Raw genomic sequence first — 16,125 nt, 5'->3', positions numbered from 1 at the left:
ATGAGAGATACGATCTGTTCTATTGATATAGGTTCCAGCTTCACCAGGGTTTTAATCGGCCAGCATGACGGCCAGCACCTTGATATCGTCGGCGTCGGCGTCATCCCCTCCGATGGCGTGCGCGCCGGCTCTATCCTGAACAGCGAGCATACGATCCGCGCCCTGAACCGCGCCGTCGCCGAGGCCGAGCAGATGAGCGGCCTGAACGTGCAGTCGGCCATCGTCAACATCTCGGGCCGCTCCATACAGGGAGAAAACTCCACCGGCGTCGTCGCCGTCACGAACAGAGATCGCATCGTCACCGAAGCCGACGTCTTTCGCGTCGTCGAGAATGCGCGTAACCGTCGCATTCCCTCGGACCATGAGCTTCTGCACGTCCTTGCCCGTGAATTCACCGTCGACGATCAGGAGAGCATCCCCGATCCCGTCGGTATGTCGGGCGTGCGCCTTGAGGTGGATGTGCATCTCGTTACCGCTCCACGCACCCATCTGACCGGATTGCAGCGCGTCATCAGCGGAGCAGGCGTGCATGCCGAGCATGTTATCCTATCGGGCATCGCCTCGGCCGAGGCCGTGCTCAAGCCCGGCGAGAAAGAGATGGGCGTCGCCGTTGTCGACATAGGCGGAGGCGTCTGCGACATCGCCGTCTTCGTCGAAGGCGGCCTCTATCATACGGCCGTTGTGCCTCTTGGCGGAGCACACGTAACAAACGACCTCTCGCTCGGTCTTCGCATCTCAGCGGAGGCCGCCGAACAGCTGAAACGCAGTCATGGCCAGGCCCGTGAGCGAGACGTGGACCCCACCGAGAAGGTCGAGATCCCCTCGGTTTACGGACGTCCGCCGGCATGGGCGCTTCAGCGCGACCTTGCTGCCATTATCGAGCCGCGCATGGCCGAGATCTTCGAGCTTGTCGATCAGCAGATCGGCCGCGCCGTGAAAAAGAACATGCTGGGTGGCGGCATCGTGCTCACCGGCGGCGGATCACGCCTTGCCGGCGTCGCCGAGCTGGCCCGTGACATCTTCGGCCTTCCCGTCACCGTCGCCTGGCCGCGCGAAACGGGCGGGTTATACGAGCGCGTCGCCGGTCCGGAATTCTCAACGGGCGTCGGCATGCTCATGTTCTCGATGAAGCAGGGCGGGGGCAGCTCGCATGGCGTCAGCGCCGGTCCGCGCGGCGAAAGTATTTTCGGACGTCTGAAGACCTGGCTGGCCGATAACTTCTGAGCGGAGCGAGAGAGGGAGTATCTGTCGGCCAGTACTCCGGGCGCGACATGGACGGGAGTTTCTGTCGGCCACTATCCCGGGCGCGACATAATATTTTTATTTTCGCATTCGGCTTTGTTGTATTGAAACGGTCAGTAGAGTGCGAACTTCCATGCTCAGTCGTTTTAACATTGAGTCTTCAGGTTTTTATCGGAACAGAAACGGGCTTGCCGAGCTGATTGAGCTTGTTCAACAACCGGCTTCTCAAGAGAACTTCGGCTTGCTGGTTTGGGAAATTACGAGCGGCCATCCTTTCTCCGAATACTGTTTTGTAACGAAAGAAAGTCATTTCTACGAGTGATCGCTTATGATAGTCGCTTTCCTTCTTCCATGCTGCTCGGGTCTTCTCTCTCACAGCCCTGATAGTATCATCCCTCTGCCAGGATATCTTGAACCTTTCCGCATTTGAATACTTTTCATCGAGCGTCACTGCATGTTCGCGGGGTGGAACGATCACATTGATTCCGTTGATGCGGGCGGTATTGTAAACAGCATGAGTATCATAGGCTCCGTCGCCCCTGAACGACTTTATTTTCACGCCTGACGAAATCAAATCTCGCATCGCCTTTACCGCTTCTTTGCTGTCGCCGCTATCCTCATTATTGCTTGTTAACTCGGCATAAACTATCTCGCCGGAATTAACGTCGATTCCGATATGCAGTTTTCGCCACGTACGACGTTTTGAGGGACCATGCTTTCTGGTCATCCATTCACCGTCGCCATAGACTTTCAGCCCCGTCGAATCCATAACCAGATCCACGCCTTTTTTCATAGCCTTTGAGGCATTGATCGGCTTCATCTTGATCCCCGCCTGTCTTCTGCAAACCTGTGAATAATCGGGCACTTGCAGATCCAGCTTTAGCATCGTGAATAGCGACCTTACAAAACCGGTGGTCTGGCGAAGAGGGAATTTGAACAGGCCCCGGAGAGTCAGCATGAACTCAATTGCCTGGTCCGAATAAACAGGCTGATGGCCGCGTCCTCTATGACGGTATTCCGCTGCCCAGGTCGTGCTGATATCATCTGAGATCCATACGGTCAGGCTTCCCCGGTTCACGAGGGCCTGGTTATATTCCCGCCAGTTCTTTACACGATAACGTGTTTTCTCTTTTGCTTCGGTCTGTGTTTCAGCTTTTTTCCGGGCCATGCGTTCAGTTTATACGACTCATTGCAGGGTACAAGCATTTTCAGTACAACAAAGCCTTCGCATTCTACCAAACGCCTGTTTATGTCGCGGAAGGATTTTTTTCAAAAAAAAAGGCCGATAGGGGAAAAATTGTTGTACCCATAAATCGAAGGATTAGAAAGACTGCAACGGGCTCCGCATCGGGGAATGAACGGGATAGAGGCCGGTGGCTTCCAGAAAAATAAATATATAGAGACCCCCGTCAGAAACAGGAGCGACAGAATGATACAGTTTGAAGAAGAGCGCACATCGCCCACGTCGATCAAGGTCGTCGGAGTGGGAGGCGGCGGCATGAATGCCGTTAACCGGATGATCGATGCGGGGCTGACAGGCGTAGAATTTATAGTTATCAATACGGATGAGCAGGTGATCCGCCTTTCACAGGCTGAAACGAAGATCGTCATCGGACAGAAGACGACTCGCGGCATGGGCGCCGGCGGCAATCCCGACATCGGCCTCAAGGCCGCTCGCGAAGACAGAGACCGCATCTCGCAGGCGTTGAACGGCGCCGACATGGTCTTCATCACGGCCGGAATGGGAGGCGGAACGGGCACCGGAGCCGCTCCGATCGTCGCCGAGGTCGCAAAAGGCATGGGCATTCTCACTGTGGGCGTCGTCACCATGCCCTTCGTCGTCGAAGGAGCTTCGCGCAATCGCAACGCCCGCATGGGCCTCGAAGCGATCCGACAGCATGTAGACACGCTCATCACGATCAAGAACGATCATATCTTTCGCATCATCGACAAGGCCACGCCTGTTAACGTCGCCTTCCGTTTAATCGACGACATCCTGTTAAACGCCGTTCGCGGTATATCGGATCTCATCAACACCGCCGGACTCGTCAACGTCGACTTCGCCGACGTGAAATCGGTCATGAATCAGTCGGGCGAGGCGCTCATGGGAGCGGGCGAAGGATACGGCGAGAACCGCGTCATGGATGCCGTTAACCAGGCCATCAATAACGTGCTTCTCGACGAGCTGAGCATAGAAGGCGCCACCGGCGTCCTGATTAACGTCTGCGGCGGCGAAGACATGAGCATCGTCGACTGGAAGGACGTCTCGGAGCTCGTCACCGAAACCGTCGATCAGAACGCGAACATCATCATCGGACTGACCATCGATCCGAAACTGAAAGAACGCATCCGCGTCACCGTCATTGCCACAGGCTTTCAGAAGAAGGCGCCGAAGCGCGAAGCGCCCCGTCAGGCAGAATCGCCCTTTATTCCGCGATCGGCCGATCCCGGATTTGCGCTTCCTCTGCCCGGAAGAACCGAAGAGCCCGCCGCCCGTATCGTGCCGCGTACCGAACGCATCCGCATGGATTTTGTTGAAGAGGAATCCGAAACCGAAGAACGTCCGGCACGCGAAAGTTATCCGTCCCGTGTGGCGTATCAGGAAGAGCGCACACCGGCCTATGAACGTCCGCTGCGCGAAAGGGCCCCCGTTTACGAACGCTCGGATCGCACCGAGCGCACGGCGACGTATGAACGTCCGGCGTATGAAAGAGCATCGTCTGAGCGATCGGCATACGAAAAGCCGTCTTATGATCGTCCCGCCTACGAACGTGCCGCATACGAGGAACGCGAAACCCCCGTTATACCGTTGCGTCCGGGTCGAACGTATATCGAACCGGACTATGATGACCTTGAGACTCCTGCCTACCTGCGCCGTCGGAGTCGTTAAACGTGATTTCGGCGCTTTACTGGCTTCTGACCGGCCTTGTGATGATGGTCCTGGAGGTTTTCATTCCAGGGCTCATCATCATTTTTTTTGGACTGGGAGCGATCGTCGTCGCCGGGCTAACCTTTCTCGGCATCACCACATCGCTTACATCGCAGCTGCTCGTCTGGGTCGTTTCGTCGCTTGTATTCGTGCTCGCCCTGCGTCGACAGACCGCGAAGATCTTTCCTGCTCTCGAAAAGAAAGAAGAAACGGCCGACGACATGGTCGATGAAACGGGCGTCACGCTCGGCGTCGTCGACGGGAAAAACGAATCGGGCCGTGTGCGTGTGCAGGGAACGACGTGGAAGGCACTCTCGCATACGGGCGAGACCATCGCCGAAGGCGTGCAGATCAGGGTGGTGCGCCGCGAAAACCTGACGGTTTACGTAGAGCCGATTTGAGCCGGTTCTGGAACCGGCTCTTCAAAGTCAGGATGACTTTGCGCCGCGAAATTTTCGTCAGAAAATTGAGTTAAGGCGTGAGGCAAATGGTAGCTTCGCTATCATTTGCCGTTTCGCTTCAAAACCCATGGATGGGTTTTGAAGCTTGCTCTAAGCTAAAAAAAACGCAGCGGCGATAGGGCAACGGAGCAAAAACGGCATTGACGGAGAGCTTCGCCCTCGCAGTTTGGTTCTCGTTCGGGCCAGTAGCTCAGTCGGTTAGAGCACTTCTCTGATAAGGAAGGGGTCGGAAGTTCGAGTCTTCCCTGGCCCACATTCTTCGAAAGCCTTCGCAACAGAGGGCGTCCACTTCGAAGAATCCCGAAACAATCAAAGCATCTATAAGAATCTGCGGCGCAATTGGTTAGAGCACTTCTCTGATAAGGAAGGGGTTGACTGCGATAGAAGCGTCATTCGATCTCGTTCAGAAGAGCCTGAGATGCTGTGACTGATGTTTGTAGGCTGCGGGAGCCTGCTTCACCGGAGTAGGTGAAAATAGAAAATTAAGTTTGCAATTGTATCTAACATGATAGTATGAAGTGAAGTTCAGGGAGGATCTCTCATGCACCCGAAGATCTTTGTTTCCTATAATCCGGGCGTTGAGATGGAGCAGTCTACAGCGCTTCGACTGCAAACGATTGCAAGCCTGTATGGTGCTACGGTCTATTTACCGGATCGACTGGGAGGGACCTCTCTTAAAAAAGAGACCGAAGAGCGAATCCTGGACTCGCATGCCTTTGTTCTCTTTGCAACGAGCGGCCTGTCTAAAACGGTCATGGAAGAGGTGCGATTTGCTCTTCATAACAATAAGCGTGTAGTGATCTTTCATGATTCCACTACGGGTAAGCGAATTAAGATCAGCGCCTCCGAAGGACAACTGGTCGATGTCCTTTTTGACCCTTACAAGGATACTCCGGCTGCCATTCTTCAAAAGGCCTTTGATCGTGGAGGTATCGTTCAGAATGCTCGCTTGCCTGAAAATGCATCGAGTCCGAATCCGGCTCTCTCTGCTGTAATCGGTATCGGCTTAGGCCTGTTCATGCTCTGGGCGCTGAATGAAGACGAACCCCAAAAGACTCGTCGTTGATAATTCGATTCTTGATTCGTTGTACCGGCTCGAACTTGTTCGGTACCTGAGTTTATTGTATGTCGAGGTTCTGATTCCAATCGGCGTCCGTAAAGAGTTTCTCAGTGAAAGAAATTCCGATGCAGATAAACGCTTTTCTTTTTTATGGCGAGCCTTCGAAGAATTCCCGTGGATGAAACCATGTCAGACGTATGATTCGGATCTGATGGCTATCCTGGCAGCCGACCAAAAGATGCACGAGGGTGAAACGGAGATGCTGGCACAATGCGGAAAGCTGGAAAGAGAGCTTTACGGTCCGGATACCGTCGTCTGTGGACTCGATGAGAAATATGCTCGAAGGATTGCCCGATCACAGAGTCTGTCAACGAACGGCACTCTGAGAATTCTCGCCGCTCTGCGCTTTCCCGACAGAAAAAGATACGAAAAAGATGTCAGTTTCCTGCGCCGTGAAGGGAAGCGGTTCTCGAACGATATTGTTGGGCTTGCCTACCGTTCCATTGAAAAGGAAGTGCAGGCAGGCCGGCTGTTACTCTAACGCCACTCCGCTTACTTCGCAGGTTCGCTTTCTTGCTTCTCGTCGTATGTCCTATTGCTCGAGTCTTGAATACGCATCACATAGCGCGGCTCGAAGGTGTCTTCGGTCATCTGAAGATGAAGTGCTCTGTGGCTCTTAAAGAGGTCGGCGTCCCGGGTCATGAGCGTGCTCTGATACGAAACGGGCAGGCCGACGGAGCCCTGATAGTCCACAAAGATACGCTGCACGTAGTAGCTTGCCTCTTCGTCTTTGAATACCTGAGCGATGAGCCGGCAATCGGTTACATGCTTTTCGGCGCGCTTGATTTTACAGGATTTTGTTTCGACGATGCGGCAGGCATCGGGCTCGGCCTTGCATTGCTCTGTATGCAGGGCAAGCTGCTCGACGGCGCTGTTGCCTTTTCGATCGGCAAAGGCCTGGATCTTCCAGCGCACGGTAGCCGTATAATAATCCTCGTCTTCGCGCACGATCACCATCACTCGCTCTTCCTGATTCGTGCCATACTTATAGCCCGGCGGCAGGCCGTGTATAATCGCCGGACCCGGCGGATCGGGCATGAGAATGCCATAGGTGATCTCGTCGGCGAAGAGCGCGAAGAGGGGGAGGGCGAAAAGCAAAAGAAGGGCGAAGATGCGTTTCATGGCTAAACAGATGTTGCGTGAGGAGGATGCAGCTGTCAAATCCGATTTATCTGTTAGAAGTGGAGGTATGTTGCTCGCATGCGTGTCCGGATGATGTGGTAGGGTGTGCGGAGAGGGGATGCAGGAATCAGTAAATACCATCATCGGAATCGATTGCTCGACACACCCAAAAAAAGTCGGGCTTGCCTGTGCAGCGCAGAATGGAACGCAGTGGAATGTCGAAATTGCCGAACCACAAGCAGACGAAGGTAAAGTGGTAGAAAAGGTCACGGATTGGATAAAGCAGGCAAGCAGCAACGTCCTACTCTGCCTTGATGCGCCGATGGGATGGCCCAGGACGATGTCAGATGCTCTACACGGGCATAAGGCCGGCGCCCCTTTCAGCGATGACATCGATCGTGATCACTTTTTCTATCGGAAAACGGATCTTTTTGCCAGAGATACTCTTAAAAAGAATCCACTGCGTGTAGGCGCCAGCCTGATTGCAGCTACGGCTCACCAGGCGCTCTGGATACTCGGCCAACTGAATAAACTCGATAACGTTGACGAGATCAAACTGATATTACGGAGGGAGGAGCTAACGACGAAACTCTCGGCTATCGAGGTTTACCCGGCGGCGACTCGCCTCGCTTTGATGAACGATAATGGAAAAGGGGAGCTGAAGCTGGAGCTACTGGGGGAGCGGGTGCAAACGCTCATTGGCAATAGTATAACGATTAATATGCCGACCGATCCCATGACTGACGATGCTCGCGACGCCGCGATCTGCGTTTTCACGGGCATGCTGTTTCTTGCCGGCAAGTGTTACGATCCGGAGGAAGCTAAAGGCGAAGCGGCGCTTGATGCTGATGCGCTGGTGAGAGAGGGGTGGACCTGGTTTCCGCGGGGGGAATGAAGAGCCAGCGCCCTCACACCCCGTTCCCATTCAAATCGCCTGCGATCTCGCGAAACTGAGCCAGGGCCGCTTCCAGATCTTCTACGATTTCAAGGGCGATGATATCAGGCGAGGGCAGGTTGTCAGATTCTGAAAGCGACTCATCCTTCAGCCAGAAGATATCGAGGCTGGCCTTATCGCGGGCCGCGAGCTCGTCGTAAGAATAGGCTCGCCAACGGCCGTCGGGATTCTTCTCGCCAAACGTGGCCTTGCGACTGTGACGGTTCGCAACGTTATAACACTTCACAAACTCGTCGAGGTCTTCACGTTTCAGAGGATCGGTCTTCAGCGTGAAATGCATGTTGGTACGCAGGTCATAGATCCAGAGTTTCTTCGTCCATGGCGTCTCGCTGGCCGGCTTCTTATCGAAGAAGATTACGTTGGCCTTAACGCCCTGTGCATAAAAGAGACCGGTAGGCAGACGCAGCAGCGTATGGACGTCGCACTCTTGCAGCAGTTTACGGCGGATCGTTTCGCCGGCGCCTCCCTCGAAAAGAACGTTATCCGGAACGACGACGGCTGCTCGACCATTCTGCTTGAGCAGCGTCTTTACATGCTGGACGAAGTTCAGTTGTTTGTTCGACGTCGTCGTCCAGAAATCCCCGCGCTCTACTGTGTCGCGTGATTATGTCCCGAATTTAGTTAGAGTTTGAAAAGGCGGAACCCTGGCCCAAAGTGGGCCGAACACCACATTCCCTTACGGAGGGTTCCAGATGAAGAAGAACGAACGGGCAGAAACCAGTCAAACACAAAGCCTTACGGCCGAAGGTTTTCGGGATTATATTCGAACCAGCCTCGATGCTCGAGTGCGCGAATTTGCACTCGGTTACGTAGGAGCTTTGATTCTCGAAGAAATCGAAACGTTATGCGGCAAGACAGGGGAGCATAAGAGAGGCCGTGGTCTTGCCCATCGAGGCGGCAGCCAGCGTGGTTCCATTGTGCTCGATGGTGAAAGGGTGGCCATCCAGAGGCCCAGAGCTCGAAGCAATGGCAAGGAAGTGAAGCTGGAGCGATATGAGATCCTTCAGGATCGCTCTGATCTTCGCGAGCATGTTGAGCGCCTGATGCTGGCAGGCATCAGCACCCGGAACTATGAAAAGACGCTGAGAAAGACAGAAGCCTCTCTCGGCCTTTCGCGGAGTGCGGTTTCGCGGGAGTTTGTGAAGTCCAGCCGTGAGTCGCTCAATCATTTGAATTCACGCAGGTTTCCTGATCAGACATTCTGGTGTATTGTTCTTGATGGCATCGTATTCGGCGGCTCTGTCGTAATCGTTGCTCTCGGGGTCGATACGGCCGGAAACAAGCATTTTCTGGGCATTTCTGAGGGGTCTACAGAGAATGCTGATAGCGCACTCAGTGTCCTTCAATCAATCGAGAGCCGTGATATCCGCTTCACAGATCGTGTGCTTGTCGTCATGGATGGATCAAAGGCTCTTGAAAAAGCGGCCAGAGAGTTCTTCGGTAGCAGAGCTGAAATTCAACTCTGCTACTTGCATAAACAGAGAAATGTCCTTGCAAAACTCCCACGGAAGTATCATGCAGAATTCTGCAAGAGATACAAGCAGGCATTCAGCGCGAACAGTTACGAAGATGTCGCAAGCGAGATGCGGTCCGTGCTATCATGGCTCGAATCCATCAGCTACAGTGCCTCCCAGAGCCTTCAGGAGGGCTTAGAGACGCTGTTAACGCTGCATCGCATCAATATGCCGCCGAAGTTGAGAACATCCTTCTACACAACCAATCTGATCGATTCGGCATTTTCGAATCCCAGGTCTCAGCTTAACCGGGTTAAACGGTCAAGGCCGCAGACAGACCAGGTGCTCCGATGGGTCGGTAGTCTCCTGCTATCACAGGAGGAACAATTCCGTAAGGTGCGGTCATACACTCATATCCATGAGTTCTTAAACACCTTCCTGGATAAAAAGATTAGACGAGCGGATCTCGGCATAGGATGCATTCAGTGGGTCCCGCCTCAAAGTCTAACTATCACTGGGACATAGTCCTGCCTGTGCTGAAGATGCAGTATGCGTATTTGCTGAACCCCTACAATAACAAGAAACACCGTTGCGACGGCTGTAATAGCGTTGCTGTCCATTCTTCAGACCTCATAGGTTAAACGAGCATCCCATCTCACCCCCCATTCCCGTTCAAATCGCCCGCGATCTCGCGAAACTGCGCCAGAGCCGCTTCCAGATCTTCGACGATTTCAAGAGCGATGATGTCGGGCGAGGGCAGGTTGTCAGATTCTGAAAGCGACTCATCTTTCAGCCAGAAGATATCAAGGCTGGCCTTATCGCGGGCCACCAGCTCGTCGTAAGCATAAGCTCGCCAGCGACCGTCAGGGTTCTTCTCGCTAAACGTGGCCTTGCGGCTGTGACGGTTCGCAGCGTTATAACACTTCACAAACTCGTCGAGATCTTCACGCTTCAGAGGATCGGTCTTCAGCGTGAAGTGCATGTTTGTGCGCAGGTCGTAGATCCAGAGCTTCTTCGTCCATGGCGTTTCGCTGGCCGGCTTCTTGTCGAAAAAGAGCACGTTCGCTTTCACGCCCTGTGCATAAAAGAGCCCCGTAGGCAGCCGCAGCAGCGTATGCACGTCGCACTCTTGCAGAAGTTTACGTCGGATGGTTTCACCGGCGCCGCCCTCGAAAAGAACGTTATCCGGAACGACGACGGCTGCTCGTCCGTTTTGCTTCAATAAGGTTTTTACATGCTGCACGAAGTTCAGTTGCTTGTTCGACGTCGTCGTCCAGAAATCTCCGCGCTCTACCGTGTCGCGTTCCTTGCTGACCTTGCCTTCTTCGCCGACGATCGTCGTGCTGCTTTTCTTGCCAAAGGGTGGATTGGTTAACACGATATCGAAGCGATCTCCCGGATCGGCGCCGAGCGAATCCGAAACGATGATAGGAAGCGAACGAGAAGAGTCGTTCTTTGCATCGGAGGCAGACAGGCTGCCGATGCCATGAAGAAGCATGTTCATGGCGCAGAGACGAGCCGTCGCCTGAACGAGCTCCCATCCCTTAAACGTTTCTTCTTTGAGTTTCGTCTTCTCGGCCTTCGTCATGTTCGGATTGTTACGCACGACGTAATCATGAGCGGCTAACAGAAATCCGCCTGTGCCACAGGCCGGATCGCTGAGGGCTTCGGAGCCATCACATCGACGATGGCCTGGATCAGCGGACGGGGCGTGAAATACTGACCGGCGCCCGATTTCGTATCCTGTGCGTTCTTCTCAAGCAGGCCTTCGTAGGCATCGCCTTTGACGTCGGCGCTCATCGACACCCATTGCTCTTTATCGATGAGATCGACGACAAGCCGACGCAGCTTCGCCGGATCCTGAAACTTATTCTGCGACTTGTTGAAGATCAGTCCGAGCAGGCCTTTCTCGTTACCGAGCTTTTCAAGCGTGTGGCGGTAATGATCGAAGAGGTCGTCGCCGTCTTTCTTGATCAGGCTGGGCCAGCTGTATTCGTCGGGCACCGGGCTTTTTTGCTTGTACGGCGCCTTCGTGCGCTCGTCCGCCATCTTGAGGAAGAGCAGATAGGTCAACTGCTCCACATAATCGCCGTACGACATGCCGTCATCACGCAGCACGTTGCAGTAGTTCCAGAGTTTCTGTACGATATTTGCAGGAGTCATGCGTTATTACCCTCTTTATTACCCTTATTTAAGGGTATTACCCTTTCTTTTTCCACGTTGCGGCCGGTTGCGCCGGCAAGAGTATCTTTTGGTCGGGGACCGATTAATCGATCGAACATGGCGCATATTTGTTCATCTGATGGCGAATTTGCCGGCGAATTCTGGAGGCTGATGAGCCGACACGGGGGATGGGCGATTGTTTGTACCGTGGTCATGGGAGTGGTCCGACAGCCAATTCACTGAGCAGCAGGAAACAGTGCATATTGCCTTTCTTGCTTGGTATCGGATCGGGAAAGTGGAGGTGCTTCGCTTTTGTCTGCCTCCGTTAACCGTATGAGTCTTTCCAGTTCACTCGGCGTCAGATATCGAAACGATTGTGGAGGTTTGAAGTTTTCGCCGAAGACACTGCTGAGATGAACGCCGTCCTTCAATTTTAGAAGTCGGGAGAGCTCGATAGCAACGCCTTCGTCTTTGCCATCCATATAATCAAAGAGCTGCTTTCTGCTAATACCCCCGCCTTTTTCCTGGGCCAGCGCCCATAGGTGAGTTTTGCTGCCGCGAAAGACATTCTGAATACGAGTGATAGCAATGATTTTCTGAACCGGCGACGTGGCATAGATGACAAGAACGTCAATGGGCTGAGCGGCCCACTGACGGCGAAACTCAAGTCGTTTCTCACCCGAAAGAATCTTCGCTACATGCTCTGGATGAATGGAGATGAGGACTGCTTTGCTATTCATGGGCGTTGATTCTCGTGAATTTCTCGTGATCAATGAGTGTAATACTCTGAGGCGGCCCTCTTAAGATTTTTGAGTCAATCAGCCACTGCTGTTGTCGTGGATCCTTGAAATGTTTTATCAACCGAAACAACATAACTCTTGTGGGTTTCTCGGCGATTCTTTTGATTTCTTGCATTGTATAGACTGTTCGACGTTTGACTTTTGCGGCAATTTCGTCGGCATCGATCGATGTTTCATAGCTTTCTACGATGCCGAGACTGGTAATTGCCCTTTCATCACCAGATCTGTAAAAAAGTACGACCGATCCGGGTGGCATGTCTTTTGTCTGAGCATGACAAAGGTAGGCCAGCTTGATGGCATTGCCAGCACTATTTTGAGAAGCAAAGAGACTCGGCTGGCGATCGACCGGTGATTCATAGTCGGGAAAGAGAATTCGATGGAAATCAGGTTGAATGGGCACAACGAACTTCAAGATATGCTCGTCACTGCGAAAATGCGGGAAGTAGCGCCGGGAGTATTCAAAATCAGTCAGATCGGCAGTTACTGGCGGTTCGATCGGATGTTCTTTGAGATAGACGGCGTCTCGCTCGCCACTGCCGGGGTGATATCCAACCCTGTAAAAGCCAAAGTCTTCGAGCATCTCAAATAAGAAATGATGACGGCTGATATCTCCATGAATAAAGATACTCTCTATGCGGTTCTGGCTGGCATACCGAAACGCAGCCTTTAAGAATAGCTCGCCGATCTTTTTCCCACGATTACTGTCAGCCACCTTGAAAGTAGAGATTTTCAGTGCTTGACCTGTCAATGTTCGGTCTTCTGTGATTCTCTCATCTGACTGCAATGTGTATATGCAGATTCCGCCAATGATGCCATCCTGTTCCCAGTTAACCCAGGCTTCTCGACCCTCCTGGGCTTTGCTTCGAAACCAGGTATCGAACTCCGGATATCCTTCCCTCAGGCTGTCAAAGAAAGGTGAATCTAAGAGTGGGGTAAGACTGTAGAGAGGAGTGTCATTGATATTGGGCAGATGAACGGATTCTCGTTCGTGCAGCCTGCGTAGCAGGTCTTCAGCTGTCTGAATTGTATAGACGTGCTGTGCGAGCCCTTTCGATTTCGCTTTAGAATGAATGCCCTGATCTTCGGTAACAAGGCCGTGAATGGCGTTTATCTCCAGGGCATAGAGGATTTCGTTATCAGCAACATCGTTTCTGTTTGTGCTGCCGACGTTCCAGGGGCAAGGCGGCAGCTTTTCAAGCGGAGTGTATTGCTGAAGTCGATCGAGCGTCTGCTTGCGCCTTTCAAGATCTTTATCTTGATTGATATCGTCTTTTGAAGCCGGGTGATAAACGAGTTGATGACCATAGCTCGTCGCCAGTCTTACAAAATTGGCAAGACTGGGTTCAAGAGGTCGCTTCGAATCCTCAAGTGGGATGAGTATATTTGTATCCAGAAGGAATCGCATCAGTTCTTGTTAAGCTCAGAAATCCTCGTCTGCCAGAATCTTACGAAATTCAGCGCCCCGCCTTAGTTAAGGAACCCCCCTTCCTTTAACTAACGGCGATCCTTAGTTAAAGATCGAGTTCACCGGCCGCTCCCGCTCACCCCGCCTCATCCCTTACCAGCTCGCCCGAGAAGGCCGTCTGCAACACCGCCTGCCGCAACCGTTCTGCCCGCTTGAGACTCGCCTCCATCGATGCCTCGGTCTAAAGGGCCTTTAGCTCGTCTCTCAGTGCCTTTTCAACGAAGCTGTTTAACGACATCTTCAGGCGTTTTGCCGTAACGGCGGCTTCTTTGTGCAGGTCCGGCGACAGGCGAAGGTTGAACTTACCAGAATACGGCTTCTCCGGGTCGACTCCTTCTACCGCACACCATTCCAGATAGTCATCGATGGACTCCCTGAAGGCGTGTTCGATCTCATCGACCGTCTTCCCTTGAAAAGTTATGACGTCACGTGTATTGATCACGTCTCCGTGGAAAATCCGTGCATCGGCGTCAAATTCAACAGTTCCGATATATCCCTTGTATTCCATCATGGTTTTATTCCTGCGTTCTCAAGAAAGCGCTGCATTGAGGTCACCGCTCCCCTGTCCGTCTCCTTCTGCGGGTGCGGACGATGAAAGACGGCGCGAACTCCATTGAGCTTAATGCGGACGCGTGAACCGGTTCCCTCCGAAATCTCAGCGCCCAGAGCCCGGAGCAAGGATTCGATGGCGGCCCATTCAATACTGGCGGGAACGGGACGTTTGAAGATATCCTCAAGCGTCTTTCGGTTTCTCGCGTTCACAGAGCTATGGTATCATACTGTGGTATCATGGGCAAGCCCTTTTGCCGGGAAAGGATGTATTGCGGCAGGGCCAGCTCCCATCACCCCGCCTCATCCCTTACCAGCTCGCCCGAAAAGGCCTTCTGCAACACCGCCTGCCGCAGCTGTTCTGCCCGCTTAAGATTCGCCTCCACCTGAGCCTCCGTCTCGCGTACCAGCGAGAGCCGACGGTCCACCTCAGCAACGATGCGCCGCTGTTCGGCAAGCGGCGGGATGGGGACTGGCAATGCACTCAGCTTTGTCAAATTAATGGAAGCCAAGTTCGTTGATTGTTTTCCTTCTCGCGAAAAGTACTCTTTACCAAAGGTGTTTCCCCACCAGGATACGAATGAGGGCGGCATATCGGAAGAATAAAGGCGCGCACGGAAAACATGATTCTGGTGGATGCAATCGACGAGTTGAGATTCCCAGATCCAACCCCGACCCAGCTTATCGCGGTCTCCCCCTTCGTTGAAAAGGATATCGCCATACTCTAACCGAAGGTCCGCAATATCAGACTCTTTTACTGGTATGTGTTTTATTTCGCTCAAATCCAGATAGCCACGTTGGACATTGGCAACGCGCAGATAGGGGACTAAGCGAGCATTGATTTTATTTCGTTTGCTGTCGACCGTTATGCCACCTTTGAGTGAAGCAATACCATTCAAACTCCCCCACGCCCATCCTTCCGGCATTTCAGGCAGCTCGCTAACATCGGGCGCAGCAGGCTCCTTATATTGCCCCTTACCCTTCCATTCACGGCGACGTGTCTCCAGAATCCTTTCCAGCAACTGTTTACCAGTCTCGTATTCGCGTCCTTCCCTTCGCGCAATCTCAGCCTCCGTCTCTACAAGGCGACCTTCGACGGCAGCCTTGAGCACCGAAGCTCGGTAACGTTTCAGGTTAGCCTTCACTCGCTTCAGATTCGTAACGGCCTCGTCGAGACGCGAGAACTGCTTCTCGATCTCGGCAATGATGCGCTTCTGCATTCTTACTTCAGTATAAGGTAAGGGTAACGTGCGGAAGTTTGTTACCGAAAAGGCCGGTTGCGCTGTTGCCTTGATAATAGTACGTAATGCTCTTTGAAAGAACTCGGAGTTTAAATAGTAGAAAACATACTTTCGCTCGTATCTTTCATTCAGCGTAATCTTCAATAGATTGGCGGGAATTATTGCTGGCGGCTTTTCAGGAGGATAGATTCCTGTTTTTCCACAGGAGCCAATTTTTGCCATGAGAATGTCGCCGGAGTGGACTGCGCTACGTTTCAACTCCTCAAACTTGTCATTGGAAATATATCGAACATCATCGTAGTTGCCTTCAAGGTTCTTAGTTGTTAAGACGGGAACGGGGCCTCCTTCAACATAATCGCTTACTTTCAGGTTTGACCCAAATGGTCCATCAACTATAGCATTTTTTTGATTGATCCCAGCATCTTCAACAGTCCGCCACTCCCAACTATCTGGCAATGCGTGAAGGTGTATCCTATTCAAGTTACGCTCAGTATCGAGCTCTTCAATAGGTGTTCTTTCTTTCCCTTTCCTCATTTCATCGCCTCGAAGCGAACATGTAAGTAGCTCTTACAAGTTCCCTCTCCTGCAAACTGTTCGGCATTTCCTAATAGTTCCCCTTCTCTC

General features: G+C 52.8%; 13 protein-coding genes, 1 tRNA gene and 3 pseudogenes. 8 read left to right on the top strand and 9 right to left on the bottom strand.

What is annotated here, in order from left to right; genetic code table 11:
* Positions 1-1,224 carry a cell division protein FtsA gene (gene ftsA / locus LEPIL_RS01050; RefSeq protein WP_002769089.1) on the top strand — a complete coding sequence of 408 codons (1,224 nt, stop codon included), beginning with the start codon at positions 1-3 and terminating at the stop codon, positions 1,222-1,224.
* A gap of 178 nt (positions 1,225-1,402) precedes the next feature.
* On the opposite strand, the gene LEPIL_RS01045 is transcribed toward ftsA, so the two are convergent.
* A complete protein-coding gene (locus tag LEPIL_RS01045) occupies positions 1,403-2,410 on the bottom strand; it encodes an IS5-like element ISLil2 family transposase (RefSeq protein ID WP_002769088.1) in 1,008 nt (335 codons plus the stop codon).
* Between the two features lie 261 nt (positions 2,411-2,671).
* Here LEPIL_RS01045 and ftsZ point away from each other — a divergent pair.
* The 5 genes and pseudogenes from ftsZ to LEPIL_RS24230 form a co-directional block, all read left to right on the top strand.
* A pseudogene (gene ftsZ, locus LEPIL_RS01040) lies at positions 2,672-3,631 on the top strand (cell division protein FtsZ); the annotation flags it as partial.
* Positions 3,632-4,134: 503 nt separating this feature from the next.
* Positions 4,135-4,572 carry an NfeD family protein gene (locus LEPIL_RS01035; protein WP_002769086.1) on the top strand — a complete coding sequence of 146 codons (438 nt, stop codon included), beginning with the start codon at positions 4,135-4,137 and terminating at the stop codon, positions 4,570-4,572.
* Between the two features lie 239 nt (positions 4,573-4,811).
* Positions 4,812-4,885 (top strand) — tRNA-Ile (locus LEPIL_RS01030).
* Positions 4,886-5,173: 288 nt separating this feature from the next.
* A complete protein-coding gene (locus LEPIL_RS01025; protein WP_002769085.1) occupies positions 5,174-5,698 on the top strand; it encodes a toll/interleukin-1 receptor domain-containing protein in 525 nt (174 codons plus the stop codon).
* Positions 5,667-6,233 (top strand): PIN domain-containing protein, encoded by a 567-nt coding sequence (locus tag LEPIL_RS24230; protein ID WP_002769084.1) that lies wholly within the window; start codon positions 5,667-5,669, stop codon positions 6,231-6,233. The genes LEPIL_RS01025 and LEPIL_RS24230 overlap by 32 nt, the downstream gene beginning before the upstream one ends.
* An 11-nt stretch (positions 6,234-6,244) precedes the next feature.
* On the opposite strand, the gene LEPIL_RS01015 is transcribed toward LEPIL_RS24230, so the two are convergent.
* On the bottom strand, positions 6,245-6,874 hold the full coding sequence (locus tag LEPIL_RS01015; RefSeq protein WP_002769083.1) for a hypothetical protein: 630 nt from the start codon (positions 6,872-6,874) through the stop codon (positions 6,245-6,247).
* Positions 6,875-6,992: 118 nt separating this feature from the next.
* Between LEPIL_RS01015 and LEPIL_RS21410 the strand changes: the two genes are divergently transcribed.
* The gene (locus LEPIL_RS21410) at positions 6,993-7,769 is read left to right on the top strand and encodes a DUF429 domain-containing protein (protein ID WP_002769081.1); all 777 of its coding nucleotides are present in this window, start codon (positions 6,993-6,995) and stop codon (positions 7,767-7,769) included.
* Between the two features lie 13 nt (positions 7,770-7,782).
* On the opposite strand, the gene LEPIL_RS01005 is transcribed toward LEPIL_RS21410, so the two are convergent.
* Complete coding sequence (locus LEPIL_RS01005; RefSeq protein ID WP_245826893.1) at positions 7,783-8,352, bottom strand: HsdM family class I SAM-dependent methyltransferase; 570 nt, start codon at positions 8,350-8,352, stop codon at positions 7,783-7,785.
* A 169-nt stretch (positions 8,353-8,521) separates the two neighbouring features.
* On the opposite strand from LEPIL_RS01005, the pseudogene LEPIL_RS01000 reads away from it, so the two are divergent.
* Positions 8,522-9,758 (top strand): annotated as a pseudogene (locus tag LEPIL_RS01000) (IS256-like element ISLil1 family transposase).
* 180 nt (positions 9,759-9,938) lie between these two features.
* On the opposite strand, the pseudogene LEPIL_RS00995 reads toward LEPIL_RS01000, so the two are convergent.
* From LEPIL_RS00995 to LEPIL_RS21405, 6 genes and pseudogenes are all read right to left on the bottom strand, one after another.
* Positions 9,939-11,383: pseudogene (locus LEPIL_RS00995) on the bottom strand (class I SAM-dependent DNA methyltransferase).
* A gap of 299 nt (positions 11,384-11,682) precedes the next feature.
* The gene (locus LEPIL_RS00990) at positions 11,683-12,219 is read right to left on the bottom strand and encodes an ASCH domain-containing protein (protein ID WP_179117361.1); all 537 of its coding nucleotides are present in this window, start codon (positions 12,217-12,219) and stop codon (positions 11,683-11,685) included.
* Entirely contained in the window at positions 12,179-13,651 is a 1,473-nt protein-coding gene (locus tag LEPIL_RS00985; protein ID WP_002769073.1) for a GNAT family N-acetyltransferase, read from the bottom strand. Before LEPIL_RS00985 ends, LEPIL_RS00990 begins: the two co-directional genes overlap by 41 nt.
* 241 nt (positions 13,652-13,892) lie before the next feature.
* Positions 13,893-14,222: a type II toxin-antitoxin system HicB family antitoxin gene (locus LEPIL_RS00980; RefSeq protein WP_002769069.1), complete on the bottom strand. Its 330-nt coding sequence runs from the start codon at positions 14,220-14,222 to the stop codon at positions 13,893-13,895.
* A complete protein-coding gene (locus LEPIL_RS00975; RefSeq protein WP_002769067.1) occupies positions 14,219-14,473 on the bottom strand; it encodes a type II toxin-antitoxin system HicA family toxin in 255 nt (84 codons plus the stop codon). Before LEPIL_RS00975 ends, LEPIL_RS00980 begins: the two co-directional genes overlap by 4 nt.
* Positions 14,474-14,553: 80 nt before the next feature.
* Positions 14,554-16,035 carry a restriction endonuclease subunit S gene (locus LEPIL_RS21405; protein ID WP_002769065.1) on the bottom strand — a complete coding sequence of 494 codons (1,482 nt, stop codon included), beginning with the start codon at positions 16,033-16,035 and terminating at the stop codon, positions 14,554-14,556.
* Positions 16,036-16,125: the final 90 nt, after the last annotated feature.

Origin of the sequence: Leptonema illini DSM 21528 (assembly GCF_000243335.1) — a bacterium.
Taxonomy (GTDB): domain Bacteria; phylum Spirochaetota; class Leptospiria; order Leptospirales; family Leptonemataceae; genus Leptonema; species Leptonema illini.
Note: the sequence above shows the minus strand (reverse complement) of the source record. Positions and strands in the feature narration are given on the sequence as shown.